This window comes from Streptomyces sp. ISL-87, assembly GCF_018614095.1.
Classification (GTDB): Bacteria; Actinomycetota; Actinomycetes; order Streptomycetales; family Streptomycetaceae; genus Streptomyces.
This window is the reverse complement of record NZ_JAGGOY010000081.1, coordinates 1-14788: the sequence shown is the minus strand read 5'-3', so window position 1 is coordinate 14788 and position 14788 is coordinate 1. Positions and strand designations below refer to the sequence as shown.

The following is a 14788-nucleotide window of genomic DNA, read 5'->3' as shown; positions in this document are numbered from 1 at the left end:
CCATTTCGCGCCCATTCCGGGCCCGCGTTCACTTCCCGAGGGACTGGGTGAAGCGCAGCATGTTGCCGGAGGGGTCACGGAACGCGCAGTCGCGGACGCCGTAGGGCTGGTCCACCGGCTCCTGCAGCACCTCACCGCCCGCGGCGCTGATGCGCTCGAAGGTGGCGTCGCAGTCGTCCGTCGCGAAGATGACACCACGCAGCAGACCCTTGGCCATCAGCTCCGCCATCGTCTGCTTGTCGGATTGTGAGGCGTTCGGGTCGGCGAGGGGCGGTTCCAGGACGATGTTCACGTCCGGCTGCGAGGGCGCCCCGACGGTCACCCAGCGCATCCCCTCGAACCCGACGTCGTTGCGCACCTCAAGGCCGAGCACATCGCGGTAGAAGGCGATCGCCTTGTCGTGGTCGTCGACGGCGATGAAGGTCTGGGAAAGGGTGATGTCCATGCCGTTCACGCTACGACTGAGCGGTCTGGCGCGCTTCTCCGTTCCTGACCGGCCGCGTGTGAATCTTGGCGATGCATGCCGGGATGGCGGCGCCCTGGTCATGGCTCCGGGCCCGGTAGGCGCTCGGGCTCTCGCCGACCAGCTCGGTGAAGCGCGAGCTGAACGACCCCAGCGACGTACAGCCGACCGCGAAGCAGACGTCGGTCACCGTGAGGTCGCCGCGCCGCAGCAGCGCTTTGGCCCGCTCGATGCGGCGGGTCATCAGGTAGCTGTACGGCGTCTCGCCGTAAGCGGCGCGGAAGCTGCGGGAGAAGTGGCCCGCCGACATCAGGGCGTCACGCGCCAGCGCCGGGACGTCGAGCGGCTCGGCGTAGTCGCGGTCCATCCGGTCGCGCACGCGCCGCAGCCGGACGAGGTCGTCGAGGTCGGGCCGTTTCACCTGATGAGTTTCCCACAGCACCCGAGGCCGGTGCCGATGAGCGGAAGGACACGTCCAGGCATACTGCTCGCAGCTGATCGGATCCAGTCAGGCGACGCCGACGGAGACCGCGAAGGCGGCCCCGCCCAACAGGCCCAACAGATGGAGACACGATAAGCATGGCCCCGAGGACGGACTCGCAGTCGCCTGCGCCGCACGATGCCGACAGCCACGATCTGATCCGCGTGCACGGCGCGCGCGAGAACAACCTCAAGGACGTCAGCATCGAGATCCCGAAGCGCCGCCTGACGGTGTTCACCGGCGTCTCCGGTTCGGGCAAGAGCTCGCTGGTGTTCGACACGATCGCCGCGGAGTCGCAGCGGATGATCAACGAGACGTACAGCACCTTCGTTCAGGGTTTCATGCCGACGCTGGCGCGGCCCGAGGTCGACGTACTCGAAGGGCTGACGACGGCGATCATCGTCGACCAGCAGCGGATGGGCGCCGACCCCCGCTCCACGGTCGGCACCGCCACCGACGCCAACGCGATGCTGCGCATCCTCTTCAGCCGGCTCGGGAAGCCGCACATCGGCCCGCCCAGCGCGTACGCCTTCAACGTCGCCTCGGTCAGCGGGAGCGGTGCCATCACGGTCGACCGCGGCGCCGACAAGACCAAGGCCGAGAAGCGGACCTACCACCGCACCGGCGGCATGTGTCCGCGCTGCGAGGGCCGGGGCTCGGTCACCGACTTCGACCTGTCCGCGCTGTACGACGACAGCAAGTCGCTCAACGAGGGTGCGCTCACGATCCCCGGCTACAGCGTCGACGGCTGGTACGGCCGCATCTTCAGGGGCTGCGGCTTCTTCGACCCGGACAAGCCGATCCGCAAGTACACCAAGCGCGAGCTCCAGGATCTGCTCTACAAGGAGCCGACCAAGATCAAGGTCGACAACATCAACCTGACCTACGAAGGTCTGATCCCGAAGATCCAGAAGTCGATGCTGTCCAAGGACGTCGACGCGCTGCAGCCGCACGTCCGCGCCTTCGTGGAGCGGGCGATCGCGTTCGCCGTTTGTCCCGAGTGCGAGGGCACCCGGCTCAGCGAGGCGGCCCGCTCGTCGAAGATCAAGAAGATCAGCATCGCCGACGCCTGCGCGATGCAGATCAGCGACCTCGCCGCGTGGGTGCGGGAGTTGGACGAACCGTCCGTCGGGCCCCTCCTCACGTCGCTCCGCCAGACCCTCGACTCGTTCGTCGAGATCGGCCTCGGCTACCTGAGCCTCGACCGCCCGTCGGGCACGCTCTCGGGCGGCGAGGCGCAGCGCACCAAGATGATCCGCCACCTCGGGTCCTCGCTCACCGACGTCACCTACGTCTTCGACGAGCCGACGATCGGGCTGCACCCCCACGACATCCAGCGGATGAACGGCCTGCTGCTGCAGCTGCGCGACAAGGGCAACACCGTGCTGGTCGTGGAGCACAAGCCGGAGGCGATCGCCATCGCCGACCACGTCGTCGACCTCGGCCCCGGCGCGGGTACGGCGGGCGGCACCGTCTGCTTCGAGGGCACCGTCGAGGGGCTACGGGCCGGCGGCACCATCACCGGCCGCCATTTCGACGACCGGGCCTCCCTCAAGGAGAAGGTGCGGACACCCACCGGCACGCTGGCGATCCGCGGCGCGACGGCGCACAACCTGCGGGGCGTCGACGTCGACATCCCGCTCGGGGTGCTTGCCGTCGTCACCGGCGTCGCCGGCTCCGGCAAGAGCTCACTCGTGCACGGTTCGATCCCCGCCGGCGATGGTGTGGTGTCGGTCGACCAGGCCCCGATCCGCGGCTCGCGACGCAGCAACCCGGCGACGTACACCGGACTGCTCGACCCGATCCGCAAGGCGTTCGCGAAGGCCAACGGCGTGAAGCCGGCGCTGTTCAGCGCCAACTCCGAGGGCGCCTGCCCCACCTGCAACGGCGCCGGCGTCGTCTACACCGACCTGGCGATGATGGCCGGCGTCTCCACCGTCTGCGAGGAGTGCGAGGGGAAGCGGTTCCAGGCATCGGTGCTGGACTACCACCTCGGCGGCCGCGACATCAGCGAGGTGCTCGCGATGCCGGTGACCGAGGCCGAGGAGTTCTTCGGCGCCGGCGAGGCGCACACGCCCGCCGCGCACCGCATCCTCGGCCGGCTCGCCGACGTCGGGCTCGGCTACCTCAGCATCGGCCAGCCGCTCACGACACTGTCCGGCGGCGAACGGCAACGGCTCAAGCTGGCCACGCACATGGCCGGGAAGGGCGGCGACCGGCTCGTCTACGTACTCGACGAGCCGACCGCCGGCCTCCACCTCGCCGACGTCGAGCACCTCCTCGGCCTGCTCGACCGGCTCGTCGACTCCGGCAAGTCGGTCATCGTCGTCGAGCACCACCAGGCGGTCATGGCACACGCCGACTGGATCATCGACCTCGGCCCCGGCGCCGGCCACGACGGCGGCCGGATCGTCTTCGAGGGCACACCCGCCGACCTGGTCGCCGCCCGCTCCACCCTCACCGGCGAGCACCTCGCGGCCTACGTCGGCACCTGACCAAGGCACCCGATCCGGCCCTGTGGTGCCAGCTCGGACACCAGGGAACAAGTAGCGCGCTCAGCCTGGGATGAGTGCATCCCACTGATCTCGGGTCGGGCCGTCGTGCTGGGGCGAGAAGTCCGGGCGGGCAGCCAGCCAGGCGGTGACGTGTCGGTCCACTTCGTCGGTGCCGTAGGCGTCGTGGGCCGGTCGCAGGAGATGGCGTACCTGGGCCCGGGCTCTCATGACGACGGGATCGTCAAAGGCGCAGGCAGCCAGGGCGGCAGCCCGCCGATCTGAGGGTGGTGAGCTCTCGGCGAGGCGTTGCTCGTTGGCGCGGTCGGCCGTCACCTGCGCGTCGAACCACGGGCGGAGGGCCTGTGTTGTCCAGGTGTGGTAGCCGATGGGGTCCGCGGCGATCTCGTCGACATGGGTGGCGAGGTGCTGGGCGGCGCGCAGGCCGAGGGCCGCGCCATGGCCCAAGGTGGGGTTGGTGTGGATGAGGCTGTCCCCGGCGTTGACCAGGCCGGTGACGATGGGTCCGTCATCGTCGGCGAGGGCGGTCCAGCGGTTGTCCAGGCCGGCCATCGCCAGGACGGCTGACTGTGGTTCGGGGGCCAGGTCGAGCCAGGCGGCGGTGGCGGGGAAGTGGCGTGCGGCGGCCTCGAACACGGCGGGGTCGGTGAGCGCGCCGCGGGTCGGATCACCCGTGGAGAGCACCAGGTTCACCGCGAAGGTGTCGTTGTCGGAAGGGAAGACGCCGGCGAGCGCGAACGGCGCGGCCGAGCCGGTCTTCACCCGCCCGGGGTCACGCGGGCCGTCGGCACGCAGGCGGTACCAGCGGCACAGATAAGCGATCCCGGTGCGGTGGCTGTCGACCACGGGCGGGCGGCAGCCGGCCGCGATCAGCCAGGCGGGAACCGGCGAGCGACGACCGGACGCATCGACGACGAGGTCCGCCTGGTGTGTTTCCGCGCCCACCTGCACGCCGGTGACCCGGGGAGGGCGGCCCCCCTCGATGGTGAGGGCGCGCACCCGGCAGTCTCGCCGCACATCAACGGTGCGTTCCCGCCGTACGGCCGCGGTCAAGGCGGCCTCCAGCACGATGCGGCGGGTGCGCAGGGTCACCAAGTCCTCATCGCCGGCCCGATGCGGCGGATGCTCACCGAACCAGTCGAAGTCGTGGTACTCCCGGGCTCCGCGTGCCAGCAGGTCCGCGTAGACATCAGGGGTCTCGGTAAGCAACACGGTGCGCACGGGCGCGAGGAGCGAGTGGGGCTGGGTGGCCTGCGGGATTCGGGGCCTGTCCCAGTGGAAGAAGTCCCGGTTCAGGTCCTCTCCGGCCTGCCGCGCGTCCTGCTCGAACAACGTGACCGTGTGGCCCCGCCGGCCAAGCATGAGCGCCGTCCCCAGCCCGCTGATACCCCCACCGATCACCGCAACCCGCGCCACTGATTCCCCTTCGCGTCGTGTTGCGGAATGAGCCTACTGCTTGGTGATCTTCGGTCGAGAACCGGGGTCGTCCGTCGCGGTGCGGGGGCGGGGCACGGCAGCGGCCGGCGCCAGGTCGAGCCGCTTGTCCATGTGCTGTCCGGCGCTATCCGCGATCTGAACCTGGCGTGGCAGTGCCGCCTGAGGCCGCTTCGGCTTTCGTGTAGAGGACCTCGCGGGCCTGCTCGGCGGCGCGAGTCATGCTCTCGCCGACGAAGTCGACGAAGCGGGCGATGTTCTCCAGGCGGGTGGCGGCCGGGCTGTCGGGGCCGAGGATGCCGACGCCCTGCCGTGCGGTCTCGGCGAGCTGGGCGTGGGATCGGGCGGCGGCGATCATTCCCTGGTACCAGACGTCGTCGTCGACGAGGTAGCGCTCGCGGCGACGGTCGTCGCGTTCCCGGCGGATGAGGCCCTGGCTTTCGAGGGACGTGATCGCTTTGGAGATGGACGCCGGGCTGACCTGGAGGCGCTGGACGAGTTCGGACGCGGTGAGGCTGCCCGTGTCGGTGGTGTAGAGGCAGGTCAGCACCCGGGACATCATCTTGGGCAGGCCCTGTTGCATGAGGAGGGTGGTGAACGTCTCCTCGTACTCGCGCACGGCCTCGGCGTCGGGTCCGGCCTGCGGGGGCGCCTCCGGTCCCCGGGGCGCGGCCTGCCTGCGCCGGTGGGCGCGGCGTTCGGTGGCGCGGTGGGCCAGGTCGGCGCGGTAGGCGGTGGGGCCGCCGTTGCGCATCACCTCACGTGTGATCGTCGAGGTGGGACGGTCGAGACGTCTGGCGATCTCCGCGTAGGCGAGGCCGTCGGCCACCCCCAGCGCGATCTGCTGGCGTTCCTGCTGGGTGAGCCTGCCTCCCGGCATCGTGATCTCCCTTCGTGCGTCCTTGATGCCCCCAGCATAGCGTTCACTTCCAATCCAATGCAACGACCAGGGCGACTGTCGTTGCGTTAAAACCAAGACTGTTGCAACGATATCTGCACCTCTACCTGCACTAATGCAGATTCTGCGCAACGATGATGTTGCACGATTCATGAACGCAACGTAGCTTTTCCCTCATCGGAAACAACGAGCAAGCAGGAGAACACAATGCAGAAGTTCGACACCCCCGCCCCGGTCTCCGCCGTCCTCGACATCCCCGCGGGGCGCGTCCGGTTCATCGCCGCCGACCGGGCTGACACCACGGTCGAGGTCCTGCCCGCGGACGCCTCGAAGGGCCGCGATGTGAAGGCGGCGGAGCAGATCACGGTCGAATACGGCGACGGCGTCCTGCGGATCGAGGCCTCACCGGCGAAGAACCGGATCCTCGGCAACTCCGGATCCATCGAGGTGACCATCCAGCTGCCCGCCGGCTCGCACATCGAGGCGAAGGCGGCCAGCGCCGAGTTCCGCGGCGTCGGACGGCTCGGCGACGTCGCCTTCGAGGGCGCGCACGGTTCGGTCAAGCTCGACGAGACCGCGAGCGCCCGCCTCACCCTCCTCGCCGGCGACGTCTCGGTCGGCCGCCTGGGCGGCCCCGCGGAGATCAGCACCCAAAAGGGCGACATCCACATCGCCGAGGCCCTGCGCGGGACGGTCGAACTGCGCACCCAGGCCGGCGACGTGTCGGTCGGCGCCGCCCGCGGAGTCTCCGCCTCCCTGGACGCCGGCACCACCTACGGCCGGATCCACAACGCGCTCAAGAACACCGAAGGCACCGCCGGCCTGAACATCCACGCGACCACCTCCTACGGCGACATCACCGCCCGCAGCCTCTGACCCGCAGCCTCTGAGGAGCACCCATCATGACCAACCTGGCGATCGCGGCGAACGGGCTGCGCAAGTCCTACGGCGACAAGCTCGTGCTCGACGGCGTCGACCTGGCCGTCCCCGAAGGAACGGTCTTCTCCCTGCTCGGCCCGAACGGCGCCGGCAAGACCACCGCCGTGAAGATCCTCTCCACCCTCATCTCCGCCGACCCGGGCACAGGCGACATCCACATCGGCGGCCACAACCTGACCACCGACCCTCAGGCGGTGCGCGCCGCGATCGGCGTCACCGGCCAGTTCTCCGCCGTCGACGGCCTGATCACCGGCGAGGAGAACATGCTCCTCATGGCGGACCTGCACCACCTGTCCCGTAGCGAGGGCCGCCGCACCGCCGCTGAGCTGCTGGAGCGCTTCGACCTGGTCGAGGCCGCGAAGAAGCCCGCCTCCACCTACTCCGGCGGCATGAAGCGCCGCCTCGACATCGCGATGACCCTGGTCGGCAACCCGCGGATCATCTTCCTCGACGAGCCGACCACCGGCCTCGACCCGCGCGCCCGCCACAACATGTGGCAGATCATCCGCGAGCTCGTCTCCGACGGCGTCACCGTCTTCCTCACCACGCAGTACCTGGAGGAGGCCGACGAGCTCGCCGACCGCATCGCCGTGCTCAACGACGGCAAGATCGCCGCCGAGGGCACCGCCGAGGAGCTGAAGCGGCTCATCCCCGGCGGACACGTCCGGCTCCGCTTCACCGACCCGGCCACGTATCAGGCCGCGGCCTTCGCCCTGCGCGACGCCACCCGGGACGACGAATCCCTCGCACTGCAGATTCCCAGCGGCGGCAGCCAGCGCGAGCTGCGCTCCATCCTCGACGGGCTGGACGCGGCCGGCATCGAGTCCGACGAGCTGACCGTGCACACCCCCGACCTCGACGACGTGTTCTTCGCTCTGACCGGCGGCGCCGACATCCCCAACCAGCCCAAGGAGGCTGTCCGATGAGCTCCCTGTCCCTGGCCGTGCGCGACTCGTCCACGATGCTGCGCCGCAACCTCCTGCACGCCCGGCGCTATCCGTCCCTCACCCTGAACCTGCTGCTCACCCCGATCATGCTGCTGTTGCTCTTCGTCTACATCTTCGGAGACACGATGAGCGCGGGCATCGGCGGCGGCGACCGCTCCGACTACATCGCGTATCTCGTCCCGGGCCTCCTGCTGATGACCATCGGCAGCACCACGATCGGGACCGCGGTGTCCGTCTCCAACGACATGACCGAGGGCATCATCGCCCGCTTCCGCACGATGGCGATCCACCGCGGTTCGGTGCTCGTCGGACACGTCGTCGGCAGCGTGCTGCAGTCGATCATGAGCGTGGTCCTCGTCGGCGCCGTCGCCGTGGCCATCGGCTTCCGCTCCACGGACGCCACGGTCCTGGAGTGGCTGGGGGCGTTCGGGCTGCTCGTGCTCTTCTCCATGGCGCTCACCTGGATCGCGGTCGGCATGGGCCTGATCAGCCCGAACGCCGAGGCCGCCAGCAACAACGCGATGCCGATGATCCTGCTGCCGCTCCTCTCCAGCGCCTTCGTCCCGGTCGACGCGATGCCCGGCTGGTTCCGGCCGATCACCGAGTACCAGCCGTTCACGCCCGCCATCGAGACCCTCCGCGGCCTGCTCCTCGGCACCGAGATCGGCAACAACGGGTGGCTCGCGATCGCCTGGTGCCTGGGTCTCGCGGTGCTCGGCTACTTCTGGTCGACCGCGAAGTTCAACCACGACCCGAAGTAACCGCCCATGACAGCGCGGGCCACCTCCCGCAACTCGTCCCGCCCCAGGGCGGCGTACTCCGACACCGCGTCGGCATACGCCGCCCCGTCGGCGTTCTCGGCCGCCAGTTTCCCACCCCCACCACGGGGACCCCAGCCCGGGGAAGACCTCCGAGCCAAGTCCCGGCACAAGCGCCTGGCGACTCTGGGTCACTACCTCAAGCTCGGTGAGGAGACCTCCGCCCGCGTCACCGCCAAGAACGACGAGCACAACCGCCGCCGCCCACGCCGGCCTCACCCAGCGGGCGTGCAGGCGGCTACGGAATCCAACACATGGCCCGATGGAGATCCGTGGTCTCTCGGAGGGCTCGACAGAACGGGCTGCGGTCAATGGGCGTGGCCGTGGGCGCCTGCCGTCGGCTTCCTCCAGTCGATGCCGTGTCGACGGGCCGCCGCGAGAGCTGTGGGCACGCCTTCCGAGTAGGGCTCGCCGTGGCCGGGCAGCAGCGTCGTGGCTGTGATTCCGGCCAGAGAGGTCAGGCTGTCCAATGCCTGTTCGGGGTCGTCGTTGAGGGTGCCGGGCATGATCCCGACGCCACGACGGCCGGTGACGACGTCGAGGGTCACCAGGGCGTCTCCCGTGATCAGGACATCGCGGTCGGCGAGCAGCAGGCAGCTGCTGCCCGGACTGTGGCCGGGCGTGTGGATCGCCCGAGGCGATCCCGGTATGTCCAGGCGCCGGCCGTCGGCGTAGGACTCGGCATGCAGGATCGGTGGGACGGTGAACAGGCCCGCGCGTCCCCAGTTCACGGTGAGGGCAAAGACGTGAGGTTTCCACACGTTTCGTCGAATGCGGCGGGGTGGGATGTGGAGTCCGGCGCCTTTGGCCTGAGCCTCGTCGTCCGGGTGTACGTGCACCGGCCGGCCGGTGGCGTCGGAAAGCCGGCGGATGATGCCCAGGTGATCGGCGTGTCCATGGGTGAGCACGATGGCCCGAACCGCGTCCAGACCTTGCCCCCGCTTCTTCAGCCAGTCCATCAGTGCGGGCCAGTGATCGGGCATACCGCCGTCCACGACGGTCAGCGCGCCCTCCTGCTCGATGACGTACCAGTTGACATGGCCGTCTCCGAAACGGAACACCCCACGGGCGACCTCGATACCGGCCTGACGAAGTCTCTGCATCTGGAGCACCCCTCCTTGACGACTTCCACTATGGAAGCCACTGGGGGATGCTACCAATTCACTTCCATCATGGAAGCCGCTAGGCTGAGGACATGCGTTCGCCCCTCGCCCTCGACAACTGTCCCGCCGCCCGAGCACTGGACGTGATCGGCGAACGATGGGCGCTCCTGGTGGTGCGTGAAGCCCTCGGTGGAGCCCGCCGGTTCGACGAATTCCGCGATCGGTTGCGGATGAGCGAGAACACGCTCGCCCGACGGCTGGCGGAGTTGACCGCCGCGGGCGTCCTCATGCGCACGCAGTACAGCCTCAAACCCGCCCGCTTCGAGTACCTCCTCACCGAAAGGGGGCGCGCCTTGGTACCGGTGCTCGCCGCCTTGGTCGCCTGGGGAAACGAGTGGACTGATCCCGATCCCGATCTGCCGGGGCCGCCCGCGCGACCGAGCTGGCTCGATGAAAGCGCCCCAGGCGTCGCCGAGCGGAGGAAGTGATCGCACCGTCAGCCATATATCCGCAGCCTGGGCGGACCGGTCATGACCGGCAGCGAGCCAGCACCGGCCCGCTCTGGCCGAGTTCAAGGGCAAGCTCTACGCGGCCATCACCGCCATGAACGGCTCCCTGGTCGTCAGCAGCGCGCACACCGGACGGTGTGCTCAGGGTCGGCCACCGTGTGGGGAACACCTATTCGGCCTCCACGCTCGCCGCGACCAAGCCTCCCGCGGACAGCCCAGCGAACACGGCCCACGACGCACCGTGTGGGTCGCCCACCGCGACGCAGACAAGAAGATCTGGCTCCACCGCAAGCAGCAGGCGAGCTGGAACCGCGAGGTGGTCGTCGAGGGCGCGATGACGGGTGAGCCGACCCTCGCCTCCCACGACGGCGACCTCTACGTGGCGTACCGCCGCTGACCTACCGGCCCACCCCTGCGAGCACCTGGCCGCGCGGGCCGCGCTGCTGGACGGCACGTACCGGGAGGTCGCCGGGCGCCTGCCGGACAACGCGCAGATCGTCTTCGACGACGACGGGCGGCTGCACTTCGCCGCGCTGGAGCCGGAGCCCGAACCGGCCTCGCTGCTGGACCTGCGGGCCGCGGTGAACGCGATGCTGCCCCGCGTGGACCTGCCCGAGGTGCTGCTGGAGGTGTTCTCCTGGACCGGCGCCGACCAGGCGTTCACATCGGTCACCGGCGAGGCCAGGCTGAAGGACCTGCACGTCACGATCGCCGCGCTCCTGGTCGCGCGGCTGCAATGTCGGCTGACCGTCCCGACCGGCGCCCTGACCGATCAGGGGCGCGCGACGATTCAGCGAGATCTCGCCGCCGTAATGCTGCGGTGGGAGGGCGCGTCCGACACCGCCTTCTTCCGGGCCCAGGCGTAGAGCTACCTCACCGAGCTGCCCGAGGGCGCACAGGCGACGGCCGAGGACGACGCGCCCCGCTTCCTGGTGGAGGTGACGGTTCCCCGGGGGGCGCTGTCGGAGCGGCGCAAGGCGGGCCTGGTCAAGGAGGCCACCGCCACCGTGCTCGCGGCCGCCGGCCTGTCCCCGGCCGAGGCGCTGCGGGTGTGGGTGCTGGTGCACGAGCAGCCCGACGGCACCTGGGGCGCGGGCGGCTCCGTCGTCCGGTACGCCGACCTCGTCGCCCTGGCGAAGGGGCAGCAGGCCGATGCGTGAACTGACCTACATCGCACGGCGCACGGTCGAATGGCGCGAGGCACCCGACCCCGAGATCCAGTCCGCCCATGAGGCGATCGTCGCCCCCGTCGCCGCCACCTCCTGCGACGTGGACTCCTCCATCCTCGCCGGGCACGGCTTCATCGACCCGCCGTTCGCCCTCGGCCACGAATGCGTGGCCCGCGTCACCGACATCGGCGACCACGTGACCAGCGTGGCCCCCGGCGACCTGGTCGTGGTGCCCTGGTCCATCAACTGCGGTACCTGCGCCCCTTGCCGCGGCGGGCTCACCGCCCACTGCACCTCGGTCCCGCACATGGCCATGTTCGGCGCGCCGATCGGCGGCAGCTGGGGCGGGCTCTTCTCCGACCTGGTCCGCGTCCCGTACGCGGACGCCATGCTGGTTCCGCTGCCCACCGGCCTCGACCCGGTCGCCATGGCCTCCGCCAGCGACAACTGGTCCCTTGCCTGGCGCCTGGTCGCCCCGCACCTGAAGGCCCGCCCGGGCGCCCGGGTCCTGGTCGTCGCCCGCGGCAGCATCGGCCTGTACGTGTGCAACATCGCCCGCGCGCTCGGCGCCTCCGATGTCCTCTACGTCGACCCCGACGCCGAACACCGCCGTCTCGCCGAAAGCTACGGCGCCCGCACCGCCGAGACGATCGAGCCAATCCGCCACGGCTTCGACCTGGCCGTCGAGGCCACCGGCCGCGTCGACCAGCTCGCCCTTGCCGTACGGTCCCTCGCCCCCGAAGGCATTTGCGAGTCCGCGGGCAACCACTTCCGCCCCGGCGAACTCCCCCTGCTCGACATGTACCTCACCGGCGTCACCCTGCGCATCGCCCGGGACAACGTACGCGCCCACATCCCCGACGCCCTCGACCTCGCCTCCTCCGGCAAGGTCTCACCCGAACGCGTCGTCTCCCACGTCCTCGACTGGGAGCAACTGCCCGACGCGCTGCCGCAGAAGCACCTCAAGCCCGTCTTCGTACGCGACCTCACCCCGTCCCCGGCCCCGAGCTGACCCACTCCACCCCGGCCGCGGCCCGCCGCCTTGCAGCGAGATGCCCGATGAAAACGCCTCTGCCCCACCACTCCGCCGCCAGTACCGCTCCCGAGCAATCAGACGAGGAGGACCCGCATCTGCAGCGGACGGCGATCGCCGCGCTCGGCCACGAGCTGCGCGTCCTGGTCGATGCGGCCGTCCGCACCGCAGCCGCACCAGACACCCTGCACCGCGTGGCGGACGGCGTCCGCAGCCTCGCCGCACAGTTGACCGGGCACCTCCGCGCACGCGCGGAAATCCCTGCGGTGGACGAGTTTCCGGGAGGAGTGCGGATGTACAGCCCCGTCACCGGTACCGGCAGCCCGCTCGCGCCGCCCCTGCGCGTGACACGGCTCGACCGCGGCGCGGCCGGCACCTGCGTCCTCGGCATCGCACACGAAGGGCCGCCCGGCTACGGGCACGGCGGCATCAGCGCCATGCTGCTGGACGAGCTGATGGGATGGGCGTGCGCGGCCGCGGGAATGCCGGGGATGACCGTCTCCCTCCAGATGCGCTACCACCGCCCCGTTCCGCTGGAATCCCCGCTGCGGGTGCTCGCCCATGTCACAGGCACCGAGGGCCGCAAGGTGTATGTGACTGGTTCGATCACCATCGAAGACGACCTCTCCACGGTCCTGGTGGCGGCGGAAGGAGTCTTCGTCTCACCGGACCCCGAGCACGCCCAAGCTCTGTTTCCCGGCATGGGAGGCGCCTCGCGATAGGCCCCTCTCCGCCTCGGCAGGAGCCGTCCAGCGGCGGCTGCCACCCGGGGCGAGCAGGCTGGTGAGCTCGGCGATCGCCTCCGGGGACGGTTTGAAATAGCGGCGGACGTTCTCCGGCTTCTTGTGCCGGGACTTCGCCATCAACATCAACAGCGACGCCCCCTGCTCGCCGAGGTGAGTCAGTGAGGAATGGCGGTACTCGTGCAGGTCCCAGCCCGTTCCGGGCCCGCGGACGGCGGTGTGCTCGTCGAGCAGGGCGCGTGCCTGACCGTACGACAGCCTGGCGAACCCGGTATCCGGGCACACGTCGCGCGGGCTGACGACCTTGCCCGGCCCCGGGCGGCGGTGGGTGACGAACACCGGCCCGCGGGTACGGCCCTTCAACAGCCGCGGCAGGAGCCGGGCGGTGCCGGCGTCCCAGTACACGGTCTCCAGCACGTAGTCCTCGCGGACCTGGCCGCGACGGCGGACCTTGGTCCGGGCGCCCTTCGCCTTCACCGGCCAGCGGCGCCCGGCGAAGTCCAGGTCCTCGATGTTCACGCCTAGGATCTCCTCCGCCCGCCCCGAGGTTTCGTACAGCATCCGCCACAGCGTCTTCTCCCGCAGATGGACCTCGCGCCGGGCGACCAGCCGGTCGATGGCCATCTTCGAGCGGGCCGGGGTCTCGGAGTCCGGCACCGCCAGCCGCTTCGCCCAGGCCGGGACCGCCGGACCCTCGTAGCCGCGCTCGCGGCACCAGCCGAGCCAGGACAGCACCCCGGCTCGGCGGGAGTTCCAGGTGTTGACCGCCGACCGGCCCCAGAGCAGTTCGAGGGCCTCGCCGATCTCGTCGTCCGCGACCGACGCCAGCGGCCGGCCCTCGCCGATCCGCTCGGCGGTCTTGCCGACCCCAATTCCGTAGTTCCGGACCGTGTTCGGATTGCCGAGCGAGTCGAGGAACACGTCGTGTCCCGTCTCAGATGATCTGGTCCCTGGTGATGCCTGTGACCTGCAGCGACCAGAAGAACTGAGACACTGTGATTGGAAATCTCAGTGGACCTGGTCCCGGACGCACGGTTGTCCGGTGCCGTCTCAGTTGATCTGGGAGGACACGTTCGCGGCCCCTCAGTCGATACAGAACTCGTTGCCCTCGATGTCCTGCATCGGGATGCACGACTCGTTGTCGTCATCGGCATACAGCGTTCGCACATGTACCGCGCCGAGCGGGACCAGTCGTGCGCACTCGGCCTCAAGCGCGGCGAGGCGCTCTTCACCCACAAGTCCGGTGCCAACCCGCACGTCAAGATGCAGCCGGTTCTTGGCGGCCTTCCCTTCGGGGACGCGCTGGAAGTACAGTCGCGGGCCCACGCCTGAGGGATCACTGCAGGCAAACCATGCGTCCTGCTGCTCAGGTGGCAGCGAGCGCTTGAAATCGTCCCAAGTGGCAAACCCCTCCGGTGGCGGCGGTACGACGTACCCCAACACCTCGCACCAGAAACGAGCGAGGCGCTCAGGTTCTGCGCAGTCGAAGGTGACTTGGAACTTCTTGATCGACATCATCGGGCCACCCTATTGGCGCGTGCTGCTCAGCGCCCCCCAGGGTGTCATCGCCGCGCAGGTCGAGGTCTCGCGTGACATGAGTACCGCCAACGGACCAGATCGCCTGAGACGACGAGCGAATCGGACCAGACCACCTGAGACAGGGCCAATTCGCATGAGACGGGACACGTCGACCGCCGTCCGGACGGTCAACGCCTTCGGGTGCGGCTCTTCTGAAGGG

The 14788-nt window shown here is 69.7% G+C and carries 15 protein-coding genes and 2 pseudogenes; 10 read left to right on the top strand and 7 right to left on the bottom strand.

Annotation, left to right across the window (positions count from 1 at the left end; genetic code table 11):
* Positions 1–28: 28 nt before the first annotated feature.
* Positions 29–445, bottom strand: a complete 417-nt coding sequence (locus J7I97_RS28175) for a VOC family protein (RefSeq protein WP_214940201.1) — start codon at positions 443–445, stop codon at positions 29–31.
* Positions 446–455: 10 nt separating this feature from the next.
* The gene (locus J7I97_RS28170) at positions 456–830 is read right to left on the bottom strand and encodes a helix-turn-helix transcriptional regulator (RefSeq protein WP_214940263.1); all 375 of its coding nucleotides are present in this window, start codon (positions 828–830) and stop codon (positions 456–458) included.
* 212 nt (positions 831–1042) lie between these two features.
* Between J7I97_RS28170 and J7I97_RS28165 the strand changes: the two genes are divergently transcribed.
* Positions 1043–3439: an excinuclease ABC subunit UvrA gene (locus J7I97_RS28165; RefSeq protein WP_214940198.1), complete on the top strand. Its 2397-nt coding sequence runs from the start codon at positions 1043–1045 to the stop codon at positions 3437–3439.
* 60 nt (positions 3440–3499) lie between these two features.
* Here J7I97_RS28165 and J7I97_RS28160 read toward each other — a convergent pair whose 3' ends face one another.
* The gene (locus J7I97_RS28160) at positions 3500–4873 is read right to left on the bottom strand and encodes an FAD-dependent oxidoreductase (RefSeq protein WP_214940195.1); all 1374 of its coding nucleotides are present in this window, start codon (positions 4871–4873) and stop codon (positions 3500–3502) included.
* A 145-nt stretch (positions 4874–5018) separates the two neighbouring features.
* Positions 5019–5771 (bottom strand): helix-turn-helix domain-containing protein, encoded by a 753-nt coding sequence (locus J7I97_RS28155; protein WP_214940192.1) that lies wholly within the window; start codon positions 5769–5771, stop codon positions 5019–5021.
* Between the two features lie 225 nt (positions 5772–5996).
* Here J7I97_RS28155 and J7I97_RS28150 point away from each other — a divergent pair, with 225 nt between their 5' ends.
* The 3 genes from J7I97_RS28150 to J7I97_RS28140 are packed head-to-tail and all read left to right on the top strand — an operon-like array spanning position 5997 to position 8436.
* The gene (locus J7I97_RS28150; RefSeq protein WP_214940189.1) at positions 5997–6665 is read left to right on the top strand and encodes a DUF4097 family beta strand repeat-containing protein; all 669 of its coding nucleotides are present in this window, start codon (positions 5997–5999) and stop codon (positions 6663–6665) included.
* A gap of 26 nt (positions 6666–6691) precedes the next feature.
* A complete protein-coding gene (locus J7I97_RS28145) occupies positions 6692–7654 on the top strand; it encodes an ATP-binding cassette domain-containing protein (protein WP_214940186.1) in 963 nt (320 codons plus the stop codon).
* Positions 7651–8436: an ABC transporter permease gene (locus J7I97_RS28140; RefSeq protein ID WP_214940183.1), complete on the top strand. Its 786-nt coding sequence runs from the start codon at positions 7651–7653 to the stop codon at positions 8434–8436. The genes J7I97_RS28145 and J7I97_RS28140 overlap by 4 nt, the downstream gene beginning before the upstream one ends.
* A 365-nt stretch (positions 8437–8801) precedes the next feature.
* Here the strand turns inward: J7I97_RS28140 and J7I97_RS28135 are convergent, their stop codons facing one another.
* Entirely contained in the window at positions 8802–9596 is a 795-nt protein-coding gene (locus J7I97_RS28135) for an MBL fold metallo-hydrolase (protein ID WP_214940181.1), read from the bottom strand.
* A 92-nt stretch (positions 9597–9688) separates the two neighbouring features.
* Here J7I97_RS28135 and J7I97_RS28130 point away from each other — a divergent pair, with 92 nt between their 5' ends.
* The 6 genes and pseudogenes from J7I97_RS28130 (at position 9689) to J7I97_RS28105 (ending at position 13029) form a co-directional block, all read left to right on the top strand.
* Positions 9689–10084 (top strand): helix-turn-helix domain-containing protein, encoded by a 396-nt coding sequence (locus J7I97_RS28130; RefSeq protein ID WP_214940178.1) that lies wholly within the window; start codon positions 9689–9691, stop codon positions 10082–10084.
* A gap of 262 nt (positions 10085–10346) precedes the next feature.
* Entirely contained in the window at positions 10347–10502 is a 156-nt protein-coding gene (locus J7I97_RS28125; protein ID WP_214940175.1) for a hypothetical protein, read from the top strand.
* Positions 10503–10521: 19 nt separating this feature from the next.
* Positions 10522–10849 (top strand): annotated as a pseudogene (locus J7I97_RS40470) (Tn3 family transposase); the annotation flags it as partial.
* Positions 10837–11265 (top strand): annotated as a pseudogene (locus tag J7I97_RS28115) (4-oxalocrotonate tautomerase family protein). The pseudogenes J7I97_RS40470 and J7I97_RS28115, both read left to right, overlap by 13 nt.
* Positions 11258–12286, top strand: coding sequence for a zinc-binding dehydrogenase (locus J7I97_RS28110; RefSeq protein ID WP_214940173.1), 1029 nt, complete (start codon positions 11258–11260; stop codon positions 12284–12286). The pseudogene J7I97_RS28115 and the gene J7I97_RS28110 overlap by 8 nt, the downstream one beginning before the upstream one ends.
* A gap of 47 nt (positions 12287–12333) precedes the next feature.
* Entirely contained in the window at positions 12334–13029 is a 696-nt protein-coding gene (locus J7I97_RS28105; protein ID WP_214940171.1) for a PaaI family thioesterase, read from the top strand.
* On the opposite strand, the gene J7I97_RS28100 is transcribed toward J7I97_RS28105, so the two are convergent.
* Together J7I97_RS28100 and J7I97_RS28095 are read right to left on the bottom strand one after the other, a co-directional pair.
* A complete protein-coding gene (locus J7I97_RS28100) occupies positions 12970–13971 on the bottom strand; it encodes a site-specific integrase (protein WP_308369161.1) in 1002 nt (333 codons plus the stop codon). The two genes, J7I97_RS28105 and J7I97_RS28100, sit on opposite strands and share 60 nt — an antisense overlap.
* A 162-nt stretch (positions 13972–14133) precedes the next feature.
* Entirely contained in the window at positions 14134–14568 is a 435-nt protein-coding gene (locus J7I97_RS28095) for a VOC family protein (RefSeq protein ID WP_214940169.1), read from the bottom strand.
* Between the last annotated feature and the right edge of the window lie 220 nt (positions 14569–14788).

Excerpts from the sequence above, each read along its gene's own strand:
- J7I97_RS28175 (WP_214940201.1), bottom strand. The coding sequence starts at position 445 with ATGGACATCACCCTTTCCCAGACCTTCATCGCCGTCGACGACCACGAC.
- J7I97_RS28170 (WP_214940263.1), bottom strand. The coding sequence starts at position 830 with ATGGACCGCGACTACGCCGAGCCGCTCGACGTCCCGGCGCTGGCGCGT.
- J7I97_RS28165 (WP_214940198.1), top strand. The coding sequence starts at position 1,043 with ATGGCCCCGAGGACGGACTCGCAGTCGCCTGCGCCGCACGATGCCGAC.
- J7I97_RS28155 (WP_214940192.1), bottom strand. The coding sequence starts at position 5,771 with ATGCCGGGAGGCAGGCTCACCCAGCAGGAACGCCAGCAGATCGCGCTG.
- J7I97_RS28150 (WP_214940189.1), top strand. The coding sequence starts at position 5,997 with ATGCAGAAGTTCGACACCCCCGCCCCGGTCTCCGCCGTCCTCGACATC.
- J7I97_RS28145 (WP_214940186.1), top strand. The coding sequence starts at position 6,692 with ATGACCAACCTGGCGATCGCGGCGAACGGGCTGCGCAAGTCCTACGGC.
- J7I97_RS28140 (WP_214940183.1), top strand. The coding sequence starts at position 7,651 with ATGAGCTCCCTGTCCCTGGCCGTGCGCGACTCGTCCACGATGCTGCGC.
- J7I97_RS28135 (WP_214940181.1), bottom strand. The coding sequence starts at position 9,596 with ATGCAGAGACTTCGTCAGGCCGGTATCGAGGTCGCCCGTGGGGTGTTC.
- J7I97_RS28130 (WP_214940178.1), top strand. The coding sequence starts at position 9,689 with ATGCGTTCGCCCCTCGCCCTCGACAACTGTCCCGCCGCCCGAGCACTG.
- J7I97_RS28110 (WP_214940173.1), top strand. The coding sequence starts at position 11,258 with ATGCGTGAACTGACCTACATCGCACGGCGCACGGTCGAATGGCGCGAG.
- J7I97_RS28105 (WP_214940171.1), top strand. The coding sequence starts at position 12,334 with ATGAAAACGCCTCTGCCCCACCACTCCGCCGCCAGTACCGCTCCCGAG.
- J7I97_RS28095 (WP_214940169.1), bottom strand. The coding sequence starts at position 14,568 with ATGATGTCGATCAAGAAGTTCCAAGTCACCTTCGACTGCGCAGAACCT.